Raw genomic sequence first — 18,589 nt, forward strand, 5'->3', positions numbered from 1 at the left:
GTTAATGAACAAATGGTTGATAGTTTTATCTTTGCTAATGAGTAGCGTAGCGTCTAGCTATGCCGCAGATACCATCTATCAATGGGTTGATGAGAACGGCATAACCCATTTTTCAGACCGCCCTCAACAAGGGGCTACTCCACTAAAGGTTGAGGTCACACCACCGGCCACCACAGGCCCGCTAGTCACCCCGAGACAGCCGCTAAAAAAACAACAAAAAGCGATTAAATATCAGGTAAATATAACCAGTCCTAACCATGAACAAACGATCCGCGATAATCAGGGAAAATTGGATATTAGCGCCACCACTCAACCAGCCCCGTTAAACAATATGGGCTTTAAACTGATTTTGGATGGTATTCCGCAAGGGCAGATCACCCCAATAGCTAACTTTCAACTCACCAATATTGATCGAGGCGCTCACACTATAAAAGTGCAGCTTGTTGATGAATCGGGCAAGGAAATTGCATCGTCTAAATCTATAACTGTATTTTTGCACCGCGCTAACGCATCAGTAGGCGGAGCAACGGCCTCAGGGGGAGGTTGATCAACCACTCTCTGCTTTTTAGGTTTATAATCCGTGCAGGCGCACCAATTTGGTGCGCGCCATTCAGGAGAGAGTAGTGTTAGATATTTCTGGATTAGAGCGCTTAGTACTCGAAAACCAAGTCACAGCAATTGTGCTACTTGATGTTGCGTTAAAGATCCAATATGTCAATGCCTCAGCCGAGCAGTTACTCGGTCAAAGTGCCAAACGCCTAATTGGCGAACCACTCGCGATGCAGGTGAAACATAGCTCACTAGACCTTAGTAAACTCAACGCCCTGTGTAGTAATGGGCAAAGCTTTACCGACAACGAAGTCACCTTAGTGTTTGATAGTCATCACGCCTTGGTTGAGCTTTCTGCAACCCATATCAATAGCAGCAAAAAAAACTTATTGATGCTGGAAATGCGGGCGATTGGCCAGCAAAAGAAAATTTCTCAAGAGCTCTACCAACATGCCCAACAACAGGCGGCCAAAGAATTGGTTCGCGGACTAGCCCACGAAATTAAAAACCCCTTGGGCGGGCTACGCGGCGCAGCACAATTATTAGAGAAAGAGCTGGTAAATCCAGAATTAAAAGAGTTTACCGGCATTATCATTGAACAAGCTGACCGACTTCGCAAATTGGTTGACCGCTTATTAGGCCCACAACGCCCCGGCACTCACGAATTGCACAATGTGCACTCGGTATTAGAGAAAGTAAGGCAACTGGTTAAGCTTGATTTACCCGAGGGAATCACTGTAGAGCGTGATTACGACCCAAGTATTCCCGACTTTGAGATGGACCATGAGCAATTACTGCAGGCCTTTCTCAACATCGTACAAAATGCAGTGCAAGCCTTGGGCGACAAAGGCGGCATTATTAGTATTATTACCCGAACAGCTCATCAAGCCACTATTGCTGGTCAGCGTTACAAGCTAGCCGCAGAAATACGCATCGTTGATAATGGTCCGGGGATCCCAACCGAGTTACTCGACACCCTGTTCTACCCCATGGTCACGGGGCGAGAAGGCGGTACCGGCCTCGGTTTATCAATTTCACAGAATTTAATTAATCAGCATAAAGGGAAGATAGAATGCGCAAGTTGGCCAGGCCACACCGAGTTTACCATTCATCTTCCACTACGACGTTAAGGAAGTACTAGCATGGCAGCAACAATATGGGTGGTTGATGACGATAGCTCAATTCGTTGGGTCTTAGAAAAAGCGCTTAAAACCGCGGGATATGACTGTTTGAGCTTTGCCGATGGCGAAATGATGCTTCAGCAACTGGATTACGAGCAACCCGATGTGGTGATCTCAGACATTCGCATGCCCGGTATGGACGGCTTAAGCCTGCTGGAAAAAATTCAAGCGCATTACCCCGATATGCCAGTGATTATCATGACTGCACACTCCGATTTGGATAGTGCTGTAAATGCTTATCAAAGAGGTGCCTTTGAATATCTTCCTAAACCCTTTGATATCGACGAAGCCGTTGCTTTAACAGAACGCGCAGTTACCGTATCTAGAGAGCAAAAAGGTAACAAAGCCAATAACAAGCCTAGCTCCCCAGCACCAGAAATCATCGGCGAAGCACCTGCGATGCAGGAAGTTTTCCGCGCCATTGGTCGCCTTTCACGCTCAAGTATTTCAGTGTTAATTAATGGTCAATCGGGTACCGGTAAAGAGTTGGTCGCTCACGCCTTACACAAGCACAGCCCTCGCGCTAGCGGCAGCTTCATTGCGCTGAATATGGCCGCGATTCCTAAAGATTTGATTGAGTCAGAACTGTTTGGTCATGAAAAAGGTGCCTTTACCGGAGCCAACAACATACGCCATGGACGTTTCGAGCAAGCCAATGGTGGTACCTTATTCCTCGATGAAATCGGTGACATGCCGCTAGACATTCAGACTCGTTTGTTACGCGTTTTGGCCGATGGACAATTCTACCGAGTGGGTGGACATTCGCCGGTACAGGTAGACGTGCGGATTATCGCCGCGACTCACCAAAACTTAGAGAAGAAGGTGACCGAAGGTGACTTCCGTGAAGATTTATTTCACCGCTTAAATGTGATTCGTATTCACCTTCCTTCATTATGTGAACGACGTGAGGACATTCCAGCTTTAGCCAAGCACTTCCTAGAGATTGCTGCTAAAGAGCTCAATGTAGAAAGCAAACAGCTGCACAAAGATACTCAACGCTTCATGATGCAATTGGCTTGGCCGGGTAATGTGCGTCAATTAGAAAACGTTTGTCGCTGGTTAACGGTAATGGCCAGTGGTCAAGAGGTTCTGCCTACTGACTTACCACCAGAGTTGAGCCAACCGGTGGCCAGTGAGCCAGGTGAAACAGCCGATGCCAACTGGCGTACCCTGCTGAAAAGCTGGGTTTCTCAACAACTGGTCTCGGGACAAATCGATATTCTTAGTGAAGCCATGCCCGACTTTGAGCGAATCATGCTTACCACCGCCCTAGAACATACTCACGGGCACAAACAAGAAGCGGCACGTTTGCTTGGCTGGGGGCGCAATACCCTCACCCGTAAATTGAAAGAGTTAGACGTAGAGGCTTAAGCTAAAACAACAATAAAAAAGGAGAACCGAGGTTCTCCTTTTTTATTGGGCTCAAGCGCACTAATCGGCTAACGGAGCACTCTTATACTTACAGCTTTTCTGAGGACACACTTCACGCTTACCTGCGGCGGTTTTTTTCACTACTAATAACTTCCAGCCACATTCGGGACAAGGCTTGGCCACCGGCTGGTCATTTACCGCATAAGAACACTTCGGGTAGGCATCACAGGCATAAAAGGTTTTACCATAGCGCGATTGTCTAGCCGCCAATTTGCCCTTATTGCAGGCAGGGCAAGTAATGTCGGGACTGGCTGGTGTTTTCGGCTGAGCCGATTCAATATGCTGACAAGCAGGAAAAGCGCTACAGCCGATAAACATGCCATAACGGCCTTGGCGCAACATCAACTCTTCTCCACACTCTGGACAGGCAGTGCCGGGGAGTCGCTTTTCTAAGGAATGATCTTGTTGATGAAGCGGTCGGCTATAATCACAACTTGGATATTGGCTACAACCTAAAAATGGGCCTGACTTACTATTACGATGTTGCAGTTCACCACCGCATTTAGGACAAACATCGTATTCTTTTTCTAAGGCGTGTTCATGGGCGGTAAATAATTTAGGATCGATCTTAGACATGCTTACACCTCGTTAAACTGTGCTAAGCATAACAAAATGGTAATAATAGGCTATTGATTAGACGCAAGCGCAGTGTAATAGCGACAAAAGTTGGTCGGCACACCGCTAATAAGCGGCGCACCTTGAACGACGGAGCGGACTAGTGAAGAGGCCCATCCCCTAAGTCGAACAATAACTCTTCCATCTGCTGATAGGCGGACTCACTGCCGGGAACATTAAATAGCACCATTAAAATGACCCATTTTAAGTCTTCCAGCTCTAACTCCGGCCCATCCAACTCCATCACTCTATCGATAACCATCTCGCGAGTCTCGGCGTTGAGCACTTTCATTTGTTCTAAGAACAATAAAAAGCCACGGCAAGATACGTCCAACTTGGTAATCTCTTGGGCGGTATACACCCGAAGTGAAGGGAGTTCAGAAGGATTTAAATAAGGCTGTTTGTCGCTGTCTTGCAACGAAGCAAGTTGCTCCAACCAATCTAAGGCCTTATAGATTTCTTCTTTATGAAACCCCGCCCGACTAAGCTCTTCAGTTAGCTCATCGTGATCCATCAACAGTTCTACATCACTATGTATGTAGGTTTCGAACAGATACATGAGGATATCAAACATAGTTAGTTCCTCCTCAGCTTGACGTAACCACCTGGCACTACGGCCACAACACCCAATATCTCAAGCTCAGTTAGCTGAGCCAGTACAGCATCAACAGGTTGTTGAGTGCTTAAGACCAAATCATCAATTGAAGTTGTCTCATAAGCTACGTTATCCAACAATTGACGATAAGGCAAATTTTGTTCTTGCATATTTTGCTCCATTCCCGGAGAAAGGGGAATAGGCGTCTCAATAAAACCTTCAAGCTCTTCCATAATATCGGCCGCCGAGCTGACTAATTTAGCGCCTTGCTGAATCAGATAATGGCAACCCGCATGCAAAGGATCGTCGATGGAACCCGGCACAGCAAATACATCTCGCCCCTGCTCTGCAGCATAGTTAGCGGTCAACAAAGAGCCACTGGGCAAGCCTGCTTGCACCACCAATACCGCCTTGCTCAAGCCGCTAATAATTCGATTACGCCGAGGAAAGTGGTTAGCCTTAGCGGCGGTTCCCGGCCAAAATTCACTTACTATGACGCCTTGTTCAACAATTTGATGGGCGAGCTGTTGATGGCGCTTGGGGTAGACTCTATCCAAGCCGGTTGCCACCACGGCAATGGTAGCGTCTGGCCTTGCCAGCAAAGCGCCTTTATGGGCTGCCGCATCGATGCCTAAAGCCAAGCCACTGGTAATAGTAAAGCCCTGTTCTGCTAGTTGCTGAGCAAACATTTGGCTATGCCGTAAGGCCACCACACTGGCATGACGACTACCGACAATGGCCAGTTGAGGTCGCTTTAACAAAGCGGCATTGCCACGAACAAACAATAGCAAGGGTGGCCGCTGAATATTACGTAAACATTCAGGATATAAAGCGTCAAAGCAGCCGATTACTTGGCAACCTGATTCAGCTAACCAACTAAGGGTATTGTCGATGCGCTGTTGATTGGGTTTTAATAAAGCGGAAATTTGCGCGGAGCTAAACTGCCAGCCACGTAATTGTGCTTCGCTGGCAGTAAACAAAGCCTCAGTACCGGTGTGAGCTAATACCTCTTGCAGACGCGCCAAAGAAAGACGCGGCACCTCTGCTAACAGCAGGTATTGAGCTACCGATAACTGAGGTAGCAACTATAGGTTCTCTACCAAGTACTGAGGGCGAATAGTGACTTTGCTGTCGGTAATAATGGCATAGCTAAGTTTTTCATAGGTTTTAAATACCATCAGCTCGCCCACTTTCTCATTTGGCAACGTAACATTCTCTTGCTCATCATTGAAAGCCCGGTCGTAGCGATTCGCCATATCCTCATAAGACTTACGTTTCACTTTATCGATCACCACTTTACCTGGTTGAGCAATCGCAAACATGTCTCCTGGCGCTACCTTGTCGCGGCTGCCTTTGTTAATAATCACCACATCGTAGCGACTCATTACCGAGGTATCTGTTGCGGCCGATAGGATGTAGCCATTGTCATCCAAGTGCTTGTTGGTAGGCACAAAATAGGCGGGCAGGCGATCTTGGTCTGGTAAGGGCAGAATAATGTCACCCTGATTAATCTCTTTTAAAACCTGAGTCACCTTAACTTGACTAATATTGTCATCGTGTAAACGTTCCGACACCGCTACAGCAATAAACTCCAACTTCTGACCCAATTCCTCTTTAGTAAAAGGGTCTTGGTATTTATTGGCTAAACGATAAACCCCAAAATATTTCCCAGGCTTAAGTTGACCGCGAACATACATCGCTCTGCCTATGGCAATACGCGATTGCGCATCGTTATCACCCAATACGTAAGGCACGTCTTTCAACATGTCCTCATCGGCAATGTGGTCGTGAGACAAGAAAGCACTAATCGCTGACAAATTGATAGTAGGAATGGGTTTGGTTTTTTCTTCAATGTGCGCCTTGGGGCTAACTTTCACAATACGCTTGCGAACTAAGCGTGGCTCACCATTTTCATAAATCAGGCTCAAGCGATCGCCAGGATAAATTAAATGTGGGTTTTCAATTTGCGGGTTGTATTGCCATAAGCGCGGCCATAACCAAGGCGAGTGTAAATACAGTTCCGAGATATCCCAAAGCGTATCCCCTTTCTTAACTACATAAACCTCGGGGAAATCCTCTTTTAATTTCAAGGTGTCGGCTATGGCGCTTCCCACTAGCAACAACAAAGAGGCCCAAAGCCAAACTAATTTTTTCCCTTTCATAGTGTCTCCCAGCGACATCCCTTATAAGCAAAGCTGTTTTTTAGTCACATAAATGACTAGAATTACCAACAATCTATCAAAACCAGATTGAAGACAGAAGTTATGGCTGTACTTGAAGTATTGCGTTTTCCTGACGAACGCCTGCGTACTATAGCGCAACCCGTTAATAATATTGACGATAATGTTAGAACTATAATCGAAAACATGTTCGAAACCATGTATATGGAAGAAGGAGTTGGTCTAGCTGCGACACAGGTCAACATTCATCAGCAAATTGTAGTAATAGATGTATCAGAAGAGCGCAATCAGCGGCTCGCTCTGATCAATCCAGAAATCCTTGAAGCCGATGGCGAAGCCCTCAACGAAGAAGGCTGTCTCTCGGTTCCTGAATATCGCGCGCAAGTACCAAGAGCTGAAAAAATCAAGGTGAAAGCGCTGGATGAACACGGTAAAGAACAAATTTTTGAAGCCGAAGGTTTGTTGGCGATTTGTGTACAACATGAATTAGATCACCTGAAAGGCAAATTGTTCATCGATTACCTTTCTCCACTGAAACGCCAACGCGTAAAAACCAAGCTAGAAAAACTTGCTCGTCGCAAGTAACTATTCAACCAATTGGAAATCAGCATGACGCCATTGCGGATAATATTTGCAGGCACGCCCGACTTCGCAGCGCGCCACCTCGCCGCTTTAATCGAAAGCGAACATCACATTGTGGCCGCCTATACCCAGCCGGATCGCCCAGCCGGACGCGGCAAGAAGCTTCAAGCCAGCCCGGTGAAGCAACTAGCACTGGAGCACGACATTGCGGTATACCAACCAGAAAACTTTAAAAGTGAAGCGGCGCAACAACAATTAGCCGAGCTGAATGCCGATTTAATGATAGTGGTTGCCTACGGCTTGCTACTGCCTCAGGTCATTCTCGATAGCCCACGCTTAGGCTGTATTAATGTACACGGCTCACTGTTGCCACGTTGGCGTGGCGCAGCCCCGATTGAGCGTGCATTATGGGCCGGTGATAGCCATACTGGCATAACCATTATGCAAATGGATATTGGCCTCGATACCGGTGACATGCTGCTGAAGAAAGAAATTGCCATTGAAGCCAGTGATACCAGTGGCTCGCTCTACCATAAACTGGCCGAAGCAGGCCCCCAAGCACTGATTGAAGCGGTAAATGGTTTAAGCAAAGGCGAACTTAGTGGCGAAAAACAAGATGATAGCCTCGCCAATTACGCTAACAAGCTCTCTAAAGCGGAAGCCTGCATCGATTGGAATCAACCCGCTGAGTTTATCGAGCGCTGCATCCGCGCCTTTAATCCACGTCCCGTCAGTTACTTCATGGTCGCCGAACAAAACGTTAAGGTATGGCAAGCCAGCGTTCAACCCTTAAGCAAAGCTGCGCAACCCGGCACCATCGTTCAAGCCGATAAACACGGCATTGTGGTGGCCACAAGCGAACAAGCCCTGCGTTTAGAAACCATTCAACTGCCCGGCAAAAAAGCGCTTGCGGCTGCCGATGTACTGAATGCCCGCAAAGAATGGTTTCAGTTAAATAGCGTATTGGAGAGCAACCATGGCAGAACAGCCAAGTAGCAAACAGCTTAGTGCCCGCGCAGCCGCCGCCAGCATTCTTTTTCAGGTGGTCGACCAAGGCCAATCTTTAAGTCAGATGCTGCCGCGAGTCCTGCCTCAGGTTGTTGCTCGCGATCACGCCCTAGTAAAAGAACTTTGCTTTGGGGTATTACGCTGGTTGCCACGCTTTGAAGCCATGTTGCAACAGCTGATGGATAAGCCCTTAAAGGGAAAATCACGCCGTGGTCACTTCTTGCTAATGGTTGGCTTATATCAGCTGTTCTACATGCGAGTACCAGCACACGCTGCGGTTTCAGAAACCGTTTCGGCCACTCATGCACTAAAACTCCATTCACTAAAAAAACTAGTAAATGGCGTATTACGTAATGCCGAGCGCCAAAGTGAGCAACTACTCACCGCACAAAATGGCAACGATAGCCTGCTCTACTGCCACCCTAGCTGGTTAAGTAAACGCCTTAAGGCCGCCTACCCTGAACGCTGGGGCGAAATCCTAGAAGCCAATAACCAACACGCCCCCATGTGGATCCGCGTTAATGCCTTACAAAGCCAACGCAACGATTATCAGGCAGAACTGCAAGCCTTAGAAATCGCCAGCCAAGCGGCTAACTTGGGTGAGCAAGCATTGTGTTTAGAAAAGCCTCAACCTGTACATAAGCTGCCTCGTTTTGACCAAGGAGCTTGTTCGGTACAAGACGGTGCCGCGCAACTCGCTGCAAGCCTATTAGACGCCCAAGCCGGAGAGCGAGTACTAGATGCTTGTGCCGCACCAGGCGGAAAAACTTGTCACATTCTTGAGCTACAACCCAAACTCGCCAAACTGGTTGCAGTAGATAGCGAAGCCACGCGTCTGAAACGGGTGGATGAAAACCTGAATAGAATTGGCCTACAAGCAAAACTGATTTGCGCCGATGCTAGCCAACCCGAGCAATGGAACCAACAGCCCTTCGACCGCATACTGCTGGATGCACCTTGCTCCGCCACTGGAGTAATTCGTCGCCATCCCGACATTAAATGGCTGCGTCGCGATGCTGATATTGAGGAATTGGTAAAACTGCAGTCCGCGATTTTAAAAGCCCTTTGGCAGCAGCTAAAGCCCGGTGGTATGATGCTCTATGCAACCTGTTCGGTACTACCTGATGAAAATAGCCAGCAAATTGCTGCTTTTTTGCAACAAACAGATGATGCGGAACTGGTGCCGATTAACAGCGACGAAACAATAGAACAACCCGGATGGCAACTTTTACCCGGCGACAATAACATGGACGGTTTTTACTATGCGCGACTTCGTAAAACGCTCAGCTGAGCTTGCCTTTAGTCTATCCAAAGGTAACACTACAAAATTCGCCATAAACGCTTAAGGTATTGTTAGAAAATGAAAATCATTATTCTTGGAGCAGGGCAAGTTGGTGGCACTTTAGCCGAAAACCTCGTCGGTGAAAAATCGGATATTACCCTTGTTGATACCGATCAAGATCGCCTGCGAGAACTACAGGATAAGTTTGATTTACAGGTGGTGTTTGGCCATGCCGCCCACCCCAGCGTATTACGTGAAGCCGGCGCTCACGATGCCGACATGTTGGTAGCCGTTACTAATAGTGACGAAACCAATATGGCGGCCTGCCAAATTGCCTATACCTTATTCAATACCCCCAATAAAGTCGCGCGGATCCGCTCTGAAGAGTTACTCGCCGAAAAAGACGCCTTGTTCTGTAATGAGGCGGTACCACTTGATCACCTGATCGCCCCAGAGCAACTGGTGACAGATTATATTAGCCGCTTAATCGATTATCCCGGCGCCTTACAGGTGATGGAATTTGCCAATGGCCGAGTCAGCTTAGTAGCGATTAAAGCTTATTATGGCGGCCCCTTAGTGGGCAACGCCTTATCGGTATTACGTGATCACATGCCCGATACCGAAACGCGTGTAGCCGCGATTTTCCGTCAAGGACGTGCGATTCGCCCTCAGGGCACTACGGTTATTGAGGCCGACGACGAAGTCTTCTTCGTTGCCGCTAGCTATCAGATTCGCCAAGTCATGGCCGAGCTACAAAAACTAGAGAAACCCTACCGCCGCATCATGATTGTAGGTGGAGGTAACATAGGTGCCGCCTTAGCCAAGCGTCTAGAAAGCCAATACAGTGTTAAGCTGATCGAGCACAACCAGCGCCGAGCCGAGCAATTGGCAGAAATGCTCAACAATACCATCGTTTTCTGTGGCGATGCCTCAGACCAAGAGCTACTCAGCGAAGAAAACATCGAGCAGGTAGATGTATTCATCGCCGTGACTAACGACGATGAAGCTAACATCATGTCAGCGATGCTAGCAAAACGCATGGGTGCCAAGAAGGTGATGGTATTAATCCAGCGTGGCGCCTACGTCGAGTTAGTTCAAGGCGGCACTATCGACATTGCCATTTCACCGCAACAAGCCACCATTTCAGCTTTGCTAACCCACGTACGCCGGGCCGACATCGTTAACGTTTATTCACTGCGCCGCGGCGCAGCCGAAGCCATTGAGGCGATTGCCCACGGTGATAGTAATACCTCCAAGGTGGTGGGCCGCAGCGTAGGCGAGTTAAAACTGCCGCCGGGTACCACTATTGGCGCCGTAGTACGTGATGACGAAGTCGTTATCGCCCACGACGATACGGTGATAAAACAAGATGACCACGTGGTGATGTTCTTAGTGGATAAGAAATTTATCCCCGAAGTCGAACGCTTATTCCAGCCAAGTCCGTTTTTCTTATAGGCTCAAGCGCTATGATGATAGCTTCCGATCTAAAGCCTATCCTATTTGTGACAGGTTTGGTTCTGTCTAAATTAAGCTTACTGATGTTGGCTCCCTTGGCCATGGGTATGGCCTACGATGAACCCGGCTACGTAGAGTTTTTCTATACCATTATCGTCACTCAGACCGCCGCCTTCACCATGCTACGCTGGGGTCGACAAGCCCAGTTTAATCTGTCGGTAAGGGGCATGTTCATGCTCACTACCAGCGTGTGGCTAATCGCCTGTATGTTTGGTGCCTTACCGCTTTATCGAATCGACCATATTAGTTTTACCGACGCTTTTTTTGAGACCATGTCGGGGCTTACCACCACCGGTTCCACGGTGCTTGCAGGCCTCGATGAGATGCCTAAGAGCGCTTTATTGTGGCGCTCTATGCTGCAGTGGTTAGGCGGCATTGGCTTCATCGTATTAAGTGTGGCTATTTTGCCCTTCTTAAACGTTGGCGGCATGCGCTTGTTCCAAACCGAATCTTCCGACTGGTCAGATAAAAATACCCCTAAAACTAAAAACGTCGCCAGTAACATGCTCAAAGTGTACCTACTGCTGTCGGTGTTCTGCGCTTTGGCCTATCACCTTACCGGAATGAATTGGTTTGAAGCGATTAACCACGCCATGACCACCATTTCCACCGGCGGTTACTCGACCTCCGATGAATCAATGGCCCATTTCAGCAACGCCAGCCATTGGGTAGGTAGCGCCTTTATGTTACTGGGAGGCTTGCCCTTTTTGTTGTTAGTACAATCGCTGCAACACCGCGACCTACACTATATTTGGCGAGATGCTCAGGTACGTGGCTTTATCACCTTAATCGCCGTAGTTGGCGGCATGATGAGTGCCTGGTTATGGCTACATGGCACCTTTTCTTTGGAAGATGCGCTGCGCATCAGCATTTTCAATATTATTTCCATCGTCACCACCACCGGTTATGGACTCACCGATTTTAGCCATTGGGGCAACTTTACTACGGTCTTGTTCATCTTCTTGATGCTAGTGGGCGCTTGTTCTGGCTCAACATCGGGAGGGATTAAAATCTTCCGTTTCCAATTAGCCAGTGGCTTGTTCACCCGCCAATTACAACAGCTGGTACACCCCAGAGGCATTTACCCTCACCGCTATAATGGGCGAGTAGTCAGTGAGCAACATATTCGCTCCTTAGTGGCATTCATCTTTGCCTTTTTCTTTACTCTGATTCTACTGGCAAGTGGCTTAGCGCTATTAGGCTTAGACCCGGTCACGGCTCTGTCTGGCGCAATGACAGCACTGGCTAACGTAGGCCCTGGTTTGGGTAGAGTGATAGGTCCCGATCATAACTTCCATCTGCTACCCGACTCAGCCAAATGGCTATTGTCTTTTGGCATGTTGTTAGGACGCTTGGAAGTATTAACGGTATTGGTATTGTTCCTACCCGCTTATTGGCGTTATCGGTAAGGCTGGCGCCTCGCCTTGGATAGGTAGGGGTTTACCAGCCACCAGAATGCTAAATAACCAAAGTAAATAGCGATAATGATGACTTTATGTTGATTGACTCCGCTGTCTACCTGCTCAAAATCTAAGTCTCTAAAGTGGCAATAAAGCCAAACAATTAAAATTGAGCTATAGATGATGGAAAAGCGCCATAAGCTTAACAATAAAGATAATAACGCTCCCCACAACATGGCTTACTCCCCTAAGCAAATAGGCCTAACGGCGAACGGCTAAATGCCACCGCTAACAGCTGAGCAAACACCGCAATAGCGGCCATTCCGGCGAATAATCTCACCCACTGATTAGGCGCTCGTTTTAAGGCAAACATCCCTAACAGGATATACAGCACCAACAATACCACCTTAGTCGTTAGCCAAGCTTCAACCAAAGGATACTGCTGTAGCATTACGCACAAGGTAATAGCCGCTAGCAACAAAGCCGTATCAACTATATGAGGAATGACTTTTAGCCAAGTCTTGTTTAATAGTGAAGAGCCGAACAGTGCCAAGATCCAGCGAAACATAAAACCAAGAATACTGAGCATGGCTAAACTCATGTGTAAATGCTTCACTACTGGATAATATTCAAGCATAGCTTTCCTTGTTCATTAATTGCTATTTTAGGCCCGACCAGTGTATTGACTTGCTTAACAGACCACAAATTATTTTTATTCCTTAACATTTGCACAACAAAGCATAGGTTATTGATTAACAAAAGAATCCCCTTACAAACCCAGCGCTATGGGACGACTTTGAAAAATCCGCTTAAAAAACCATCATTAAGAACGTGATCCAGATCTCTTGGGGAAGCCAGCAAACTGTGGGACAGTGTAGCCGCGTTTATACCTTTTCATTAACAATTGTTGGAGCCACGCATGTCAGAAGTACCAAGTTTGCTCCCGGCCATCGACATCTTGATGTGCCACACAGGGGCGTCATTTTTAGATGCATGCCAAGAGTTAGGTGTTGATCCAAATGAAATCGCTGAGTTCAACCCTGTATCGCCCAGCGACACTAGTAATAATTAATAAAAAGGCAGCCTAGGCTGCCTTTTTGCTTGGAAAGCAAAAGACCAACACTAGCCGAACAAAAAGCAAATTCTTAGATAAATTTTCACAAGCGCTTTAGTTATTTCGCAACCATTAATATATACCCAATCCAAGGCTAGCCTAAACGCTCGACTTCCCCTTAAAATATCCACTACGGTAGTCACTCGCCACTAGTAGTCATTAGCGAGGAAAGGATGTCACAACTATATCGAGTTAATTTTATCTGTAACGGCAAAACCTACGAACTCTACGCCAAACAAGTACAGCAAAGTGGTTTATTCGGTTTTATAGAAATCAGTGAGTTTGTCTTTAACAGCCGCGCACAAGTCGTGGTAGATCCCAGTGAAGAAAAGTTAAAAACAGAATTTGCCGGAGTCGAGCGCACCTACTTACCGATGCACAATATTCTAAGAATTGACCAAGTCGATAAATTAGGCACGGCAAAAATCCATGACGGCCCATCGGTAATGCCCTTCCCCTCACCGCTGTATACATCCAAGCCATGAATAAACTGACCATCGACTGGTTTAAGCTGGAAGCTCAGTTTAACAACCCGCAGTTATTGCGCCGCTGGTTAGAGGACTTTCTCGCCGGTAGCGAGCAAGAGCAGACGCTATTGCAACAAGCACTGTTGGAAAAACGCAGCTCCCCGGCTCTGGAACTACAGTTGCAGGGTGTAGCGGCCTTGCTATGCAGCCCTGCCTTACATTACTGCTTGCAACAACTAAAACAGAGCGAACATAAACAACAGCCGCTGCAGCAATGCTGGCAGGTTTACCAAGAAATTCTAATCGAAGTAGAACAGAAGCTAGAATAGCTAATGCGGGATGATTCCCGTTAAGGACAAACTCGTGGGGAAGCAACAAAGCTAGCCCCCCCGACTTTCCCGCTAAGCTAGGGCTTTATCAGCCACTCGCCGCTGGGGCTTTGGATATAAGCTCCAGACTCGCTACGTTCTATGGCTTTTTTTCCAGCCAAAATAGCTACTTGCTCAGCATCTAAGTCATTCTCTTGGGCGATTTGCCGGTATTTTTCTAGGCGTTTTTGATTTATTTCGTTCACCAATTGTTGTACTTCCGCTTGATGACTCACTACGCCTAACAGGCCGTTAGTTTGTTCGCCAACCCAGCCCTGCGTTTTTGCTTCACCCAAATCGATTGCCAAAGCCGAAAAGCTTAGGCTCAACAGTAAAGCAATTAACCACGTTTTGCTGTTCATCATCTACTCCTAAAACAACCCACTATCATCACTAAATAAGTCGTCCAGTTGCTTATCAACTCGGACTCTAATCTCGTGATCAATTTTGACATTTAAATTCACTGTGATCGGCTTATCAACCGCCACTTCGACTTTGGGAGTACAGGCCACCAAGCCCAAACTTAACGCGAGGGTGGCGCAGAGTGTTCGTCTATCCATTGCTGCAGTTGTCCTGACAGTTGGTCGCCAATACGCAAACTGCGTAGTAGCTGGTAAATGTTTTCCTGATGACGATAATTTAATGCCACCGGCCGCGAGCTCACCTTGGGGTTACGCCCATAAAGTTTTACCTGCATGTCTAGCTGCCCATCTTCAGCAAAATCAACATTGGCTGCAAGTGTTTCATAGTTAAAGTCTTCTAATAAGCTTAACGCAAAATCTAAAGAAGGATGTTGCGCCTTTAAGGCCACCAAAGACTGGTGGCTTAAAGCAATCTTGCCAGCTGGCTCGATTACAGCCAATTGCCCTGCCGAAATCGCCAAGCCCTGCTGGCTTAAGTACATCGGCAAGCGCCCCGACACCGAGCCTGCCACGCTTAAACCTAACTCTGGATACAGCGCCACTAATTCGCTCAGCTGTAAGCCTTGCAAGTTCACCAGCGCCTCAGTAGGAAAATCCAAATAAAAAGGACTCAACTCGGCCTGTCCACCAAGCAGTGAAAAACGCACTTGGCTAAGTTCCAATCCGGCTAGCTCACTAAGCGGCGCGGCTTGTTGTTGCTGCCAACTGGCCGTTAACTGAGTAAGTGGAATACCCACATCCCAAGTCTCTAAGCTTAGCTTCCCAGAGTGCTGCCAGCCCTGCTCGGGGCGATAGCCAAAATCGCTACTTAAACTCCCGCCGCTAAGGCGTTGCTCTCCCCATAAGGCATTCAATGAATCCAAGGAAGCGTGACCAGTTAGCCGCTCTGCCTGCCAAACAAAATCAAGCCGCCCCTCTCCTGATAGCAGCTCAGTGTTGGCGGCCAAGGGATAAAGGCTTCGCTGTAGCAAGGGCAGATGCTGTGCGTTTATCACACCTTGCACGCTAAGTTGCGGCTCTAGCTGCCAGTAACCTTGACCACGAGTTTGCCACCGCTCAATCTCAGCTTGCCAACGCCCAGCTTGCAGCTGCCAATGGCTCGCCGGCAACTGCCACTGGGCAAAGTCAAAGGGCGAGCTATTGACATCTAGCCGCCAGTTTTCCCAGCCGCTGAGTTGAGCATCCACTTGGCTGCCTAATTGCGGCAAACTAAAGCGCATAGCAAGCTGTAAATCATCGAGGCTGGCAAGATTCATCGTGATATTCAACGGGCCGTAAGCTTGGGCAGTATTGAAACTCGGCCACACAGTAGCAAGCGCCTTAATAAGGCTCGGCTGCAATGCACCACTTAAGCTGAGCTGCTGGCGCTGTGGCTCTAGTTGAATAGCTACACGACTGCCATCATCCCCCCGCCACTGCGCCTGCCATTGCTGCACCTTCTGGCTCAGAGAAAGTTCGCCCTGAATAGAAGTACTAGTCGTTAACTTAAGCTCCAGCCGCTTCACCTTCAGCTGGCTGGCAGGCAAGGCCTTAGCCCAATCCGCTAGCTGAATAAATAGCTGCTGTAATGGAGCTTTTAGCTCTACCAGAGAGGCTGATTGAGTGGGTCTTTGTGGGTGACTAATACAAGCCAAGTTGAGCTTTAAGTGCTCCAGCTCAAACTGCAAGGGCAGGCCAATTAGCTTAAGTCCACTCAGCTGAGTTTGTGGGCAGCCTTGCCACTGCGCATCATCTAAAGCCGCGAATATAGCGGGATTGATTGAGCTATTGGCCAACGCACAGTAAGCCACAAGACAACCAGCCAGAATGCTGCTAGAAACTAGCCTTCGCCACACTAACTTAGCCTTGCTATGAGCTTGCAAATTAACCGGCTCCTACCTCATTTTAACGGCTTAACTACATCAACTAAGCGCAGCATAACAAGCAGGCTAGGCGCAGGCTATTAGTTTTCTTGGCTTGACGGATCGGCAAATCCAGATAAAAACTTAGTAACTTAAGAGGAATAAAAATAATATCGATAACGCTTATTGGCAGGGAGGGGAAATATGCCTTGGTGGTGGTTTATAGTAATGGCGCTGATCGCAGCGATGGTGGTCTATCAACTATGGCGGAATGTTCAACAGCGGCGTTGGGATCACCAACAACCCATGCACAAGCTTTGGGTTAGAGTGTCGAAGCTAGAAGAGCAGCCCATCACTCGTCCAGGTAAGCATAATGACGGTCGCCAGCTACGTTACCGCTACTTTGTTGAATTTTCCCCCTTAGAAGGCGGACAGGCTCGGCGTTTCACGATAAAACGCAGCCAGTATCAACAATTAGACCCAAACTTACGCGGAGAACTCACCATTCAAGGCTCGCGTTTAGTGCGTTTTGAAGTGGGAGAACCACCCTCTGATGGCACCATTGAAGGGTAGCAGCGCCACCAGCAGCCCAAGAGCAATAAACAAGGCCCCCCAAGCGTGGTAGGCAAATAGCTGCTCTCCCAATAAACCCAGCCCCAATATCGCGCCAAATAGCGGCATTAAATGAATATATTGGCCAGCAATGCCGGCACCCACAATTTTCACCCCATAGTTCCACGCTAAATACGCCAATAAAGAAGGGAAAATGGCTACGTAGGCCAAGGCCCATAGGGTATCGTGAGTTAAGGGAAAGGCCGCCTGCGGTAAATTCAGCCAATAAAACGGACTCAGCACCACAGAGCCAATCACCAAGGTGCAGCCTAAAAATGCAGCCCCGCTGAGCTCGCTGGGCTTATAACGTAAACCAATCGAGTACAGCGCCCACACCAAAGAAGACAATACAATCCAGCCATCACCGGTGTTAATGCGCAACTGGCTTAAGTGTTGCCACTGCCCCTTCAGCAGCAATACCAATACCCCTAAAAACGATAAACCAATGCCCAATCCTTGGCGAAGCGACATTTTGTAACCCAAGCACAAGCTACTTAGCAGTAAAATAAAAATCGGGATCATCGAATTAATTATTAAGGCATTGGTAGCGGTGGTGGTTTGCAAACCAATATAGACACAAGAGTTAAAGCTCACCACGCCCAAACAGGCCAAAACGCTAATCACTAACCAGTGACGCACAATCAGCTCGCGCTGCCGCCACATACTAGAAAAAACCAAAGGTAAAGCGATCAACATGGCTAAGGTCCAACGCCAATAAGACAATGACATAGCAGGAATTTGTTCTGATATGTAACGCCCAGTGATAAAATTTCCAGCCCAAAATAGCGGTGGTAATACCAACAAGCCATAGGCTAACAGCCTTCCCTTCATAAAACCTTTCCTTTGCCCTCTGGACGTCAAGCGCTTTGGGCTGTTAGGGTATAGCATCATGGATGTTTTTGCAGTACTATCCGGCACGCGTTGAGAGCGCTTTCTAAGATATTTTATTTCATGGATAACGATCAATGAGTCTACTTGAGGCCATTAATGCAGGTTTGCATGTTACAGCAATTATTTTGCTAGCAGGCGCCCTGTACTCAGAAGCCTTTTTGTTCCGTCGAGGAATGACCCAAGATGATGTGAAAAAGCTGTTGTTGGCCGACGCCACCCACGCTTTCTCTACGGTATTGATCTTCACCACCGGTGCGCTACGGCTATTTGTGTTTCATAGCACTGATCGAGTTTATTTAGATAACCCCTTCTTTGCCTTAAAAATGCTGCTGTTTTTTATTGTGGTACTGCTGTCGCTGTACCCCTCATCCACTTTTTATCGTTGGCGTAAAGCCTTAAAACAAGGCAAACCGTCAATGATTAGTTATCGCCAGCACTCTTCGGTTATTTGGCTAATTCGTTTAGAATTAAGCGTATTATTACTGATCCCCATGCTGGTAACACTGGCCCGTGCTGGCTTTGGCGAATAATAAAGC

Annotated in this window: 22 protein-coding genes; 12 read left to right on the forward strand and 10 right to left on the reverse strand. The window is 47.7% G+C overall.

Going from position 1 to position 18,589, the window contains the following annotated elements; all coding sequences use genetic code 11:
- The first annotated feature begins 4 nt into the window (after positions 1–4).
- The 3 genes from AR383_RS11120 to glnG all read left to right on the forward strand — a co-directional run bounded on the left by AR383_RS11120 (position 5) and on the right by glnG (position 3,101).
- Positions 5–547, forward strand: a complete 543-nt coding sequence (locus tag AR383_RS11120) for a DUF4124 domain-containing protein (protein WP_055733204.1) — start codon at positions 5–7, stop codon at positions 545–547.
- Between the two features lie 76 nt (positions 548–623).
- Positions 624–1,679: a nitrogen regulation protein NR(II) gene (gene glnL / locus AR383_RS11125; protein WP_055733205.1), complete on the forward strand. Its 1,056-nt coding sequence runs from the start codon at positions 624–626 to the stop codon at positions 1,677–1,679.
- Positions 1,680–1,691: 12 nt separating this feature from the next.
- Positions 1,692–3,101, forward strand: a complete 1,410-nt coding sequence (gene glnG, locus AR383_RS11130; protein ID WP_055733206.1) for a nitrogen regulation protein NR(I) — start codon at positions 1,692–1,694, stop codon at positions 3,099–3,101.
- A gap of 60 nt (positions 3,102–3,161) precedes the next feature.
- On the opposite strand, the gene AR383_RS11135 is transcribed toward glnG, so the two are convergent.
- The 4 genes from AR383_RS11135 to AR383_RS11150 all read right to left on the reverse strand — a co-directional run bounded on the left by AR383_RS11135 (position 3,162) and on the right by AR383_RS11150 (position 6,533).
- Positions 3,162–3,737: a DNA topoisomerase family protein gene (locus AR383_RS11135; protein ID WP_055733207.1), complete on the reverse strand. Its 576-nt coding sequence runs from the start codon at positions 3,735–3,737 to the stop codon at positions 3,162–3,164.
- A gap of 139 nt (positions 3,738–3,876) precedes the next feature.
- Positions 3,877–4,350 (reverse strand): DUF494 family protein, encoded by a 474-nt coding sequence (locus tag AR383_RS11140; RefSeq protein WP_055733208.1) that lies wholly within the window; start codon positions 4,348–4,350, stop codon positions 3,877–3,879.
- Between the two features lie 2 nt (positions 4,351–4,352).
- Positions 4,353–5,456, reverse strand: a complete 1,104-nt coding sequence (gene dprA / locus AR383_RS11145) for a DNA-processing protein DprA (protein WP_055733209.1) — start codon at positions 5,454–5,456, stop codon at positions 4,353–4,355.
- Complete coding sequence (locus AR383_RS11150; protein ID WP_055733210.1) at positions 5,457–6,533, reverse strand: LysM peptidoglycan-binding domain-containing protein; 1,077 nt, start codon at positions 6,531–6,533, stop codon at positions 5,457–5,459.
- A gap of 102 nt (positions 6,534–6,635) precedes the next feature.
- Here AR383_RS11150 and def point away from each other — a divergent pair, with 102 nt between their 5' ends.
- The 5 genes from def to AR383_RS11175 all read left to right on the forward strand — a co-directional run bounded on the left by def (position 6,636) and on the right by AR383_RS11175 (position 12,347).
- Positions 6,636–7,136 (forward strand): peptide deformylase, encoded by a 501-nt coding sequence (def, locus tag AR383_RS11155; protein ID WP_055733211.1) that lies wholly within the window; start codon positions 6,636–6,638, stop codon positions 7,134–7,136.
- Between the two features lie 24 nt (positions 7,137–7,160).
- Positions 7,161–8,129 carry a methionyl-tRNA formyltransferase gene (gene fmt, locus AR383_RS11160; protein ID WP_055733212.1) on the forward strand — a complete coding sequence of 323 codons (969 nt, stop codon included), beginning with the start codon at positions 7,161–7,163 and terminating at the stop codon, positions 8,127–8,129.
- Positions 8,110–9,432 carry a 16S rRNA (cytosine(967)-C(5))-methyltransferase RsmB gene (gene rsmB, locus AR383_RS11165; protein ID WP_055733213.1) on the forward strand — a complete coding sequence of 441 codons (1,323 nt, stop codon included), beginning with the start codon at positions 8,110–8,112 and terminating at the stop codon, positions 9,430–9,432. Before fmt ends, rsmB begins: the two co-directional genes overlap by 20 nt.
- Positions 9,433–9,501: 69 nt before the next feature.
- Positions 9,502–10,878 carry a Trk system potassium transporter TrkA gene (trkA, locus tag AR383_RS11170; RefSeq protein ID WP_055733214.1) on the forward strand — a complete coding sequence of 459 codons (1,377 nt, stop codon included), beginning with the start codon at positions 9,502–9,504 and terminating at the stop codon, positions 10,876–10,878.
- An 11-nt stretch (positions 10,879–10,889) separates the two neighbouring features.
- Positions 10,890–12,347: a TrkH family potassium uptake protein gene (locus tag AR383_RS11175; RefSeq protein WP_229711205.1), complete on the forward strand. Its 1,458-nt coding sequence runs from the start codon at positions 10,890–10,892 to the stop codon at positions 12,345–12,347.
- Here the strand turns inward: AR383_RS11175 and AR383_RS11180 are convergent.
- Positions 12,338–12,574, reverse strand: coding sequence for a hypothetical protein (locus tag AR383_RS11180; RefSeq protein ID WP_055733215.1), 237 nt, complete (start codon positions 12,572–12,574; stop codon positions 12,338–12,340). The two genes, AR383_RS11175 and AR383_RS11180, sit on opposite strands and share 10 nt — an antisense overlap.
- An 11-nt stretch (positions 12,575–12,585) precedes the next feature.
- On the reverse strand, positions 12,586–12,975 hold the full coding sequence (locus AR383_RS11185) for a SirB2 family protein (protein WP_055733216.1): 390 nt from the start codon (positions 12,973–12,975) through the stop codon (positions 12,586–12,588).
- A gap of 650 nt (positions 12,976–13,625) precedes the next feature.
- Between AR383_RS11185 and AR383_RS11190 the strand changes: the two genes are divergently transcribed.
- On the forward strand, positions 13,626–13,937 hold the full coding sequence (locus AR383_RS11190; protein ID WP_055733217.1) for a DUF1820 family protein: 312 nt from the start codon (positions 13,626–13,628) through the stop codon (positions 13,935–13,937).
- Positions 13,934–14,248, forward strand: coding sequence for a hypothetical protein (locus AR383_RS11195; RefSeq protein ID WP_055733218.1), 315 nt, complete (start codon positions 13,934–13,936; stop codon positions 14,246–14,248). Before AR383_RS11190 ends, AR383_RS11195 begins: the two co-directional genes overlap by 4 nt.
- A 77-nt stretch (positions 14,249–14,325) precedes the next feature.
- On the opposite strand, the gene AR383_RS11200 is transcribed toward AR383_RS11195, so the two are convergent.
- From AR383_RS11200 to AR383_RS11210, 3 genes are read right to left on the reverse strand one after another with little or no spacing between them, the layout of a single operon-like run.
- Positions 14,326–14,652 (reverse strand): YdbL family probable chaperone protein, encoded by a 327-nt coding sequence (locus AR383_RS11200; protein ID WP_055733219.1) that lies wholly within the window; start codon positions 14,650–14,652, stop codon positions 14,326–14,328.
- Positions 14,653–14,658: 6 nt separating this feature from the next.
- The gene (locus tag AR383_RS11205) at positions 14,659–14,847 is read right to left on the reverse strand and encodes a YnbE family lipoprotein (protein ID WP_055733220.1); all 189 of its coding nucleotides are present in this window, start codon (positions 14,845–14,847) and stop codon (positions 14,659–14,661) included.
- Entirely contained in the window at positions 14,811–16,571 is a 1,761-nt protein-coding gene (locus AR383_RS11210; RefSeq protein ID WP_055733221.1) for an intermembrane phospholipid transport YdbH family protein, read from the reverse strand. Before AR383_RS11210 ends, AR383_RS11205 begins: the two co-directional genes overlap by 37 nt.
- A 183-nt stretch (positions 16,572–16,754) precedes the next feature.
- Between AR383_RS11210 and AR383_RS11215 the strand changes: the two genes are divergently transcribed.
- On the forward strand, positions 16,755–17,123 hold the full coding sequence (locus tag AR383_RS11215) for a DUF2500 family protein (protein ID WP_055733222.1): 369 nt from the start codon (positions 16,755–16,757) through the stop codon (positions 17,121–17,123).
- Here AR383_RS11215 and AR383_RS11220 read toward each other — a convergent pair.
- Entirely contained in the window at positions 17,070–17,993 is a 924-nt protein-coding gene (locus AR383_RS11220; protein WP_055733223.1) for a DMT family transporter, read from the reverse strand. The two genes, AR383_RS11215 and AR383_RS11220, sit on opposite strands and share 54 nt — an antisense overlap.
- Before the next feature lie 134 nt (positions 17,994–18,127).
- On the opposite strand from AR383_RS11220, the gene AR383_RS11225 reads away from it, so the two are divergent.
- The gene (locus AR383_RS11225) at positions 18,128–18,583 is read left to right on the forward strand and encodes a DUF2214 family protein (protein ID WP_055733224.1); all 456 of its coding nucleotides are present in this window, start codon (positions 18,128–18,130) and stop codon (positions 18,581–18,583) included.
- The last annotated feature ends 6 nt before the right edge of the window (positions 18,584–18,589 follow it).

It is taken from the genome of Agarivorans gilvus (assembly GCF_001420915.1).
GTDB classification, from domain to species: domain Bacteria; phylum Pseudomonadota; class Gammaproteobacteria; order Enterobacterales; family Celerinatantimonadaceae; genus Agarivorans; species Agarivorans gilvus.

What these genes read in the sequence shown, in the direction of transcription:
- AR383_RS11120 (WP_055733204.1), top strand. Translation starts at nt 5, where the DNA reads ATGAACAAATGGTTGATAGTTTTATCTTTGCTAATGAGTAGCGTAGCG.
- glnG (WP_055733206.1), top strand. Translation starts at nt 1,692, where the DNA reads ATGGCAGCAACAATATGGGTGGTTGATGACGATAGCTCAATTCGTTGG.
- AR383_RS11135 (WP_055733207.1), bottom strand. Translation starts at nt 3,737, where the DNA reads ATGTCTAAGATCGATCCTAAATTATTTACCGCCCATGAACACGCCTTA.
- AR383_RS11140 (WP_055733208.1), bottom strand. Translation starts at nt 4,350, where the DNA reads ATGTTTGATATCCTCATGTATCTGTTCGAAACCTACATACATAGTGAT.
- AR383_RS11150 (WP_055733210.1), bottom strand. Translation starts at nt 6,533, where the DNA reads ATGAAAGGGAAAAAATTAGTTTGGCTTTGGGCCTCTTTGTTGTTGCTA.
- def (WP_055733211.1), top strand. Translation starts at nt 6,636, where the DNA reads ATGGCTGTACTTGAAGTATTGCGTTTTCCTGACGAACGCCTGCGTACT.
- fmt (WP_055733212.1), top strand. Translation starts at nt 7,161, where the DNA reads ATGACGCCATTGCGGATAATATTTGCAGGCACGCCCGACTTCGCAGCG.
- rsmB (WP_055733213.1), top strand. Translation starts at nt 8,110, where the DNA reads ATGGCAGAACAGCCAAGTAGCAAACAGCTTAGTGCCCGCGCAGCCGCC.
- trkA (WP_055733214.1), top strand. Translation starts at nt 9,502, where the DNA reads ATGAAAATCATTATTCTTGGAGCAGGGCAAGTTGGTGGCACTTTAGCC.
- AR383_RS11175 (WP_229711205.1), top strand. Translation starts at nt 10,890, where the DNA reads ATGATGATAGCTTCCGATCTAAAGCCTATCCTATTTGTGACAGGTTTG.
- AR383_RS11180 (WP_055733215.1), bottom strand. Translation starts at nt 12,574, where the DNA reads ATGTTGTGGGGAGCGTTATTATCTTTATTGTTAAGCTTATGGCGCTTT.
- AR383_RS11185 (WP_055733216.1), bottom strand. Translation starts at nt 12,975, where the DNA reads ATGCTTGAATATTATCCAGTAGTGAAGCATTTACACATGAGTTTAGCC.
- AR383_RS11190 (WP_055733217.1), top strand. Translation starts at nt 13,626, where the DNA reads ATGTCACAACTATATCGAGTTAATTTTATCTGTAACGGCAAAACCTAC.
- AR383_RS11195 (WP_055733218.1), top strand. Translation starts at nt 13,934, where the DNA reads ATGAATAAACTGACCATCGACTGGTTTAAGCTGGAAGCTCAGTTTAAC.
- AR383_RS11200 (WP_055733219.1), bottom strand. Translation starts at nt 14,652, where the DNA reads ATGATGAACAGCAAAACGTGGTTAATTGCTTTACTGTTGAGCCTAAGC.
- AR383_RS11205 (WP_055733220.1), bottom strand. Translation starts at nt 14,847, where the DNA reads ATGGATAGACGAACACTCTGCGCCACCCTCGCGTTAAGTTTGGGCTTG.
- AR383_RS11215 (WP_055733222.1), top strand. Translation starts at nt 16,755, where the DNA reads ATGCCTTGGTGGTGGTTTATAGTAATGGCGCTGATCGCAGCGATGGTG.
- AR383_RS11220 (WP_055733223.1), bottom strand. Translation starts at nt 17,993, where the DNA reads ATGAAGGGAAGGCTGTTAGCCTATGGCTTGTTGGTATTACCACCGCTA.
- AR383_RS11225 (WP_055733224.1), top strand. Translation starts at nt 18,128, where the DNA reads ATGAGTCTACTTGAGGCCATTAATGCAGGTTTGCATGTTACAGCAATT.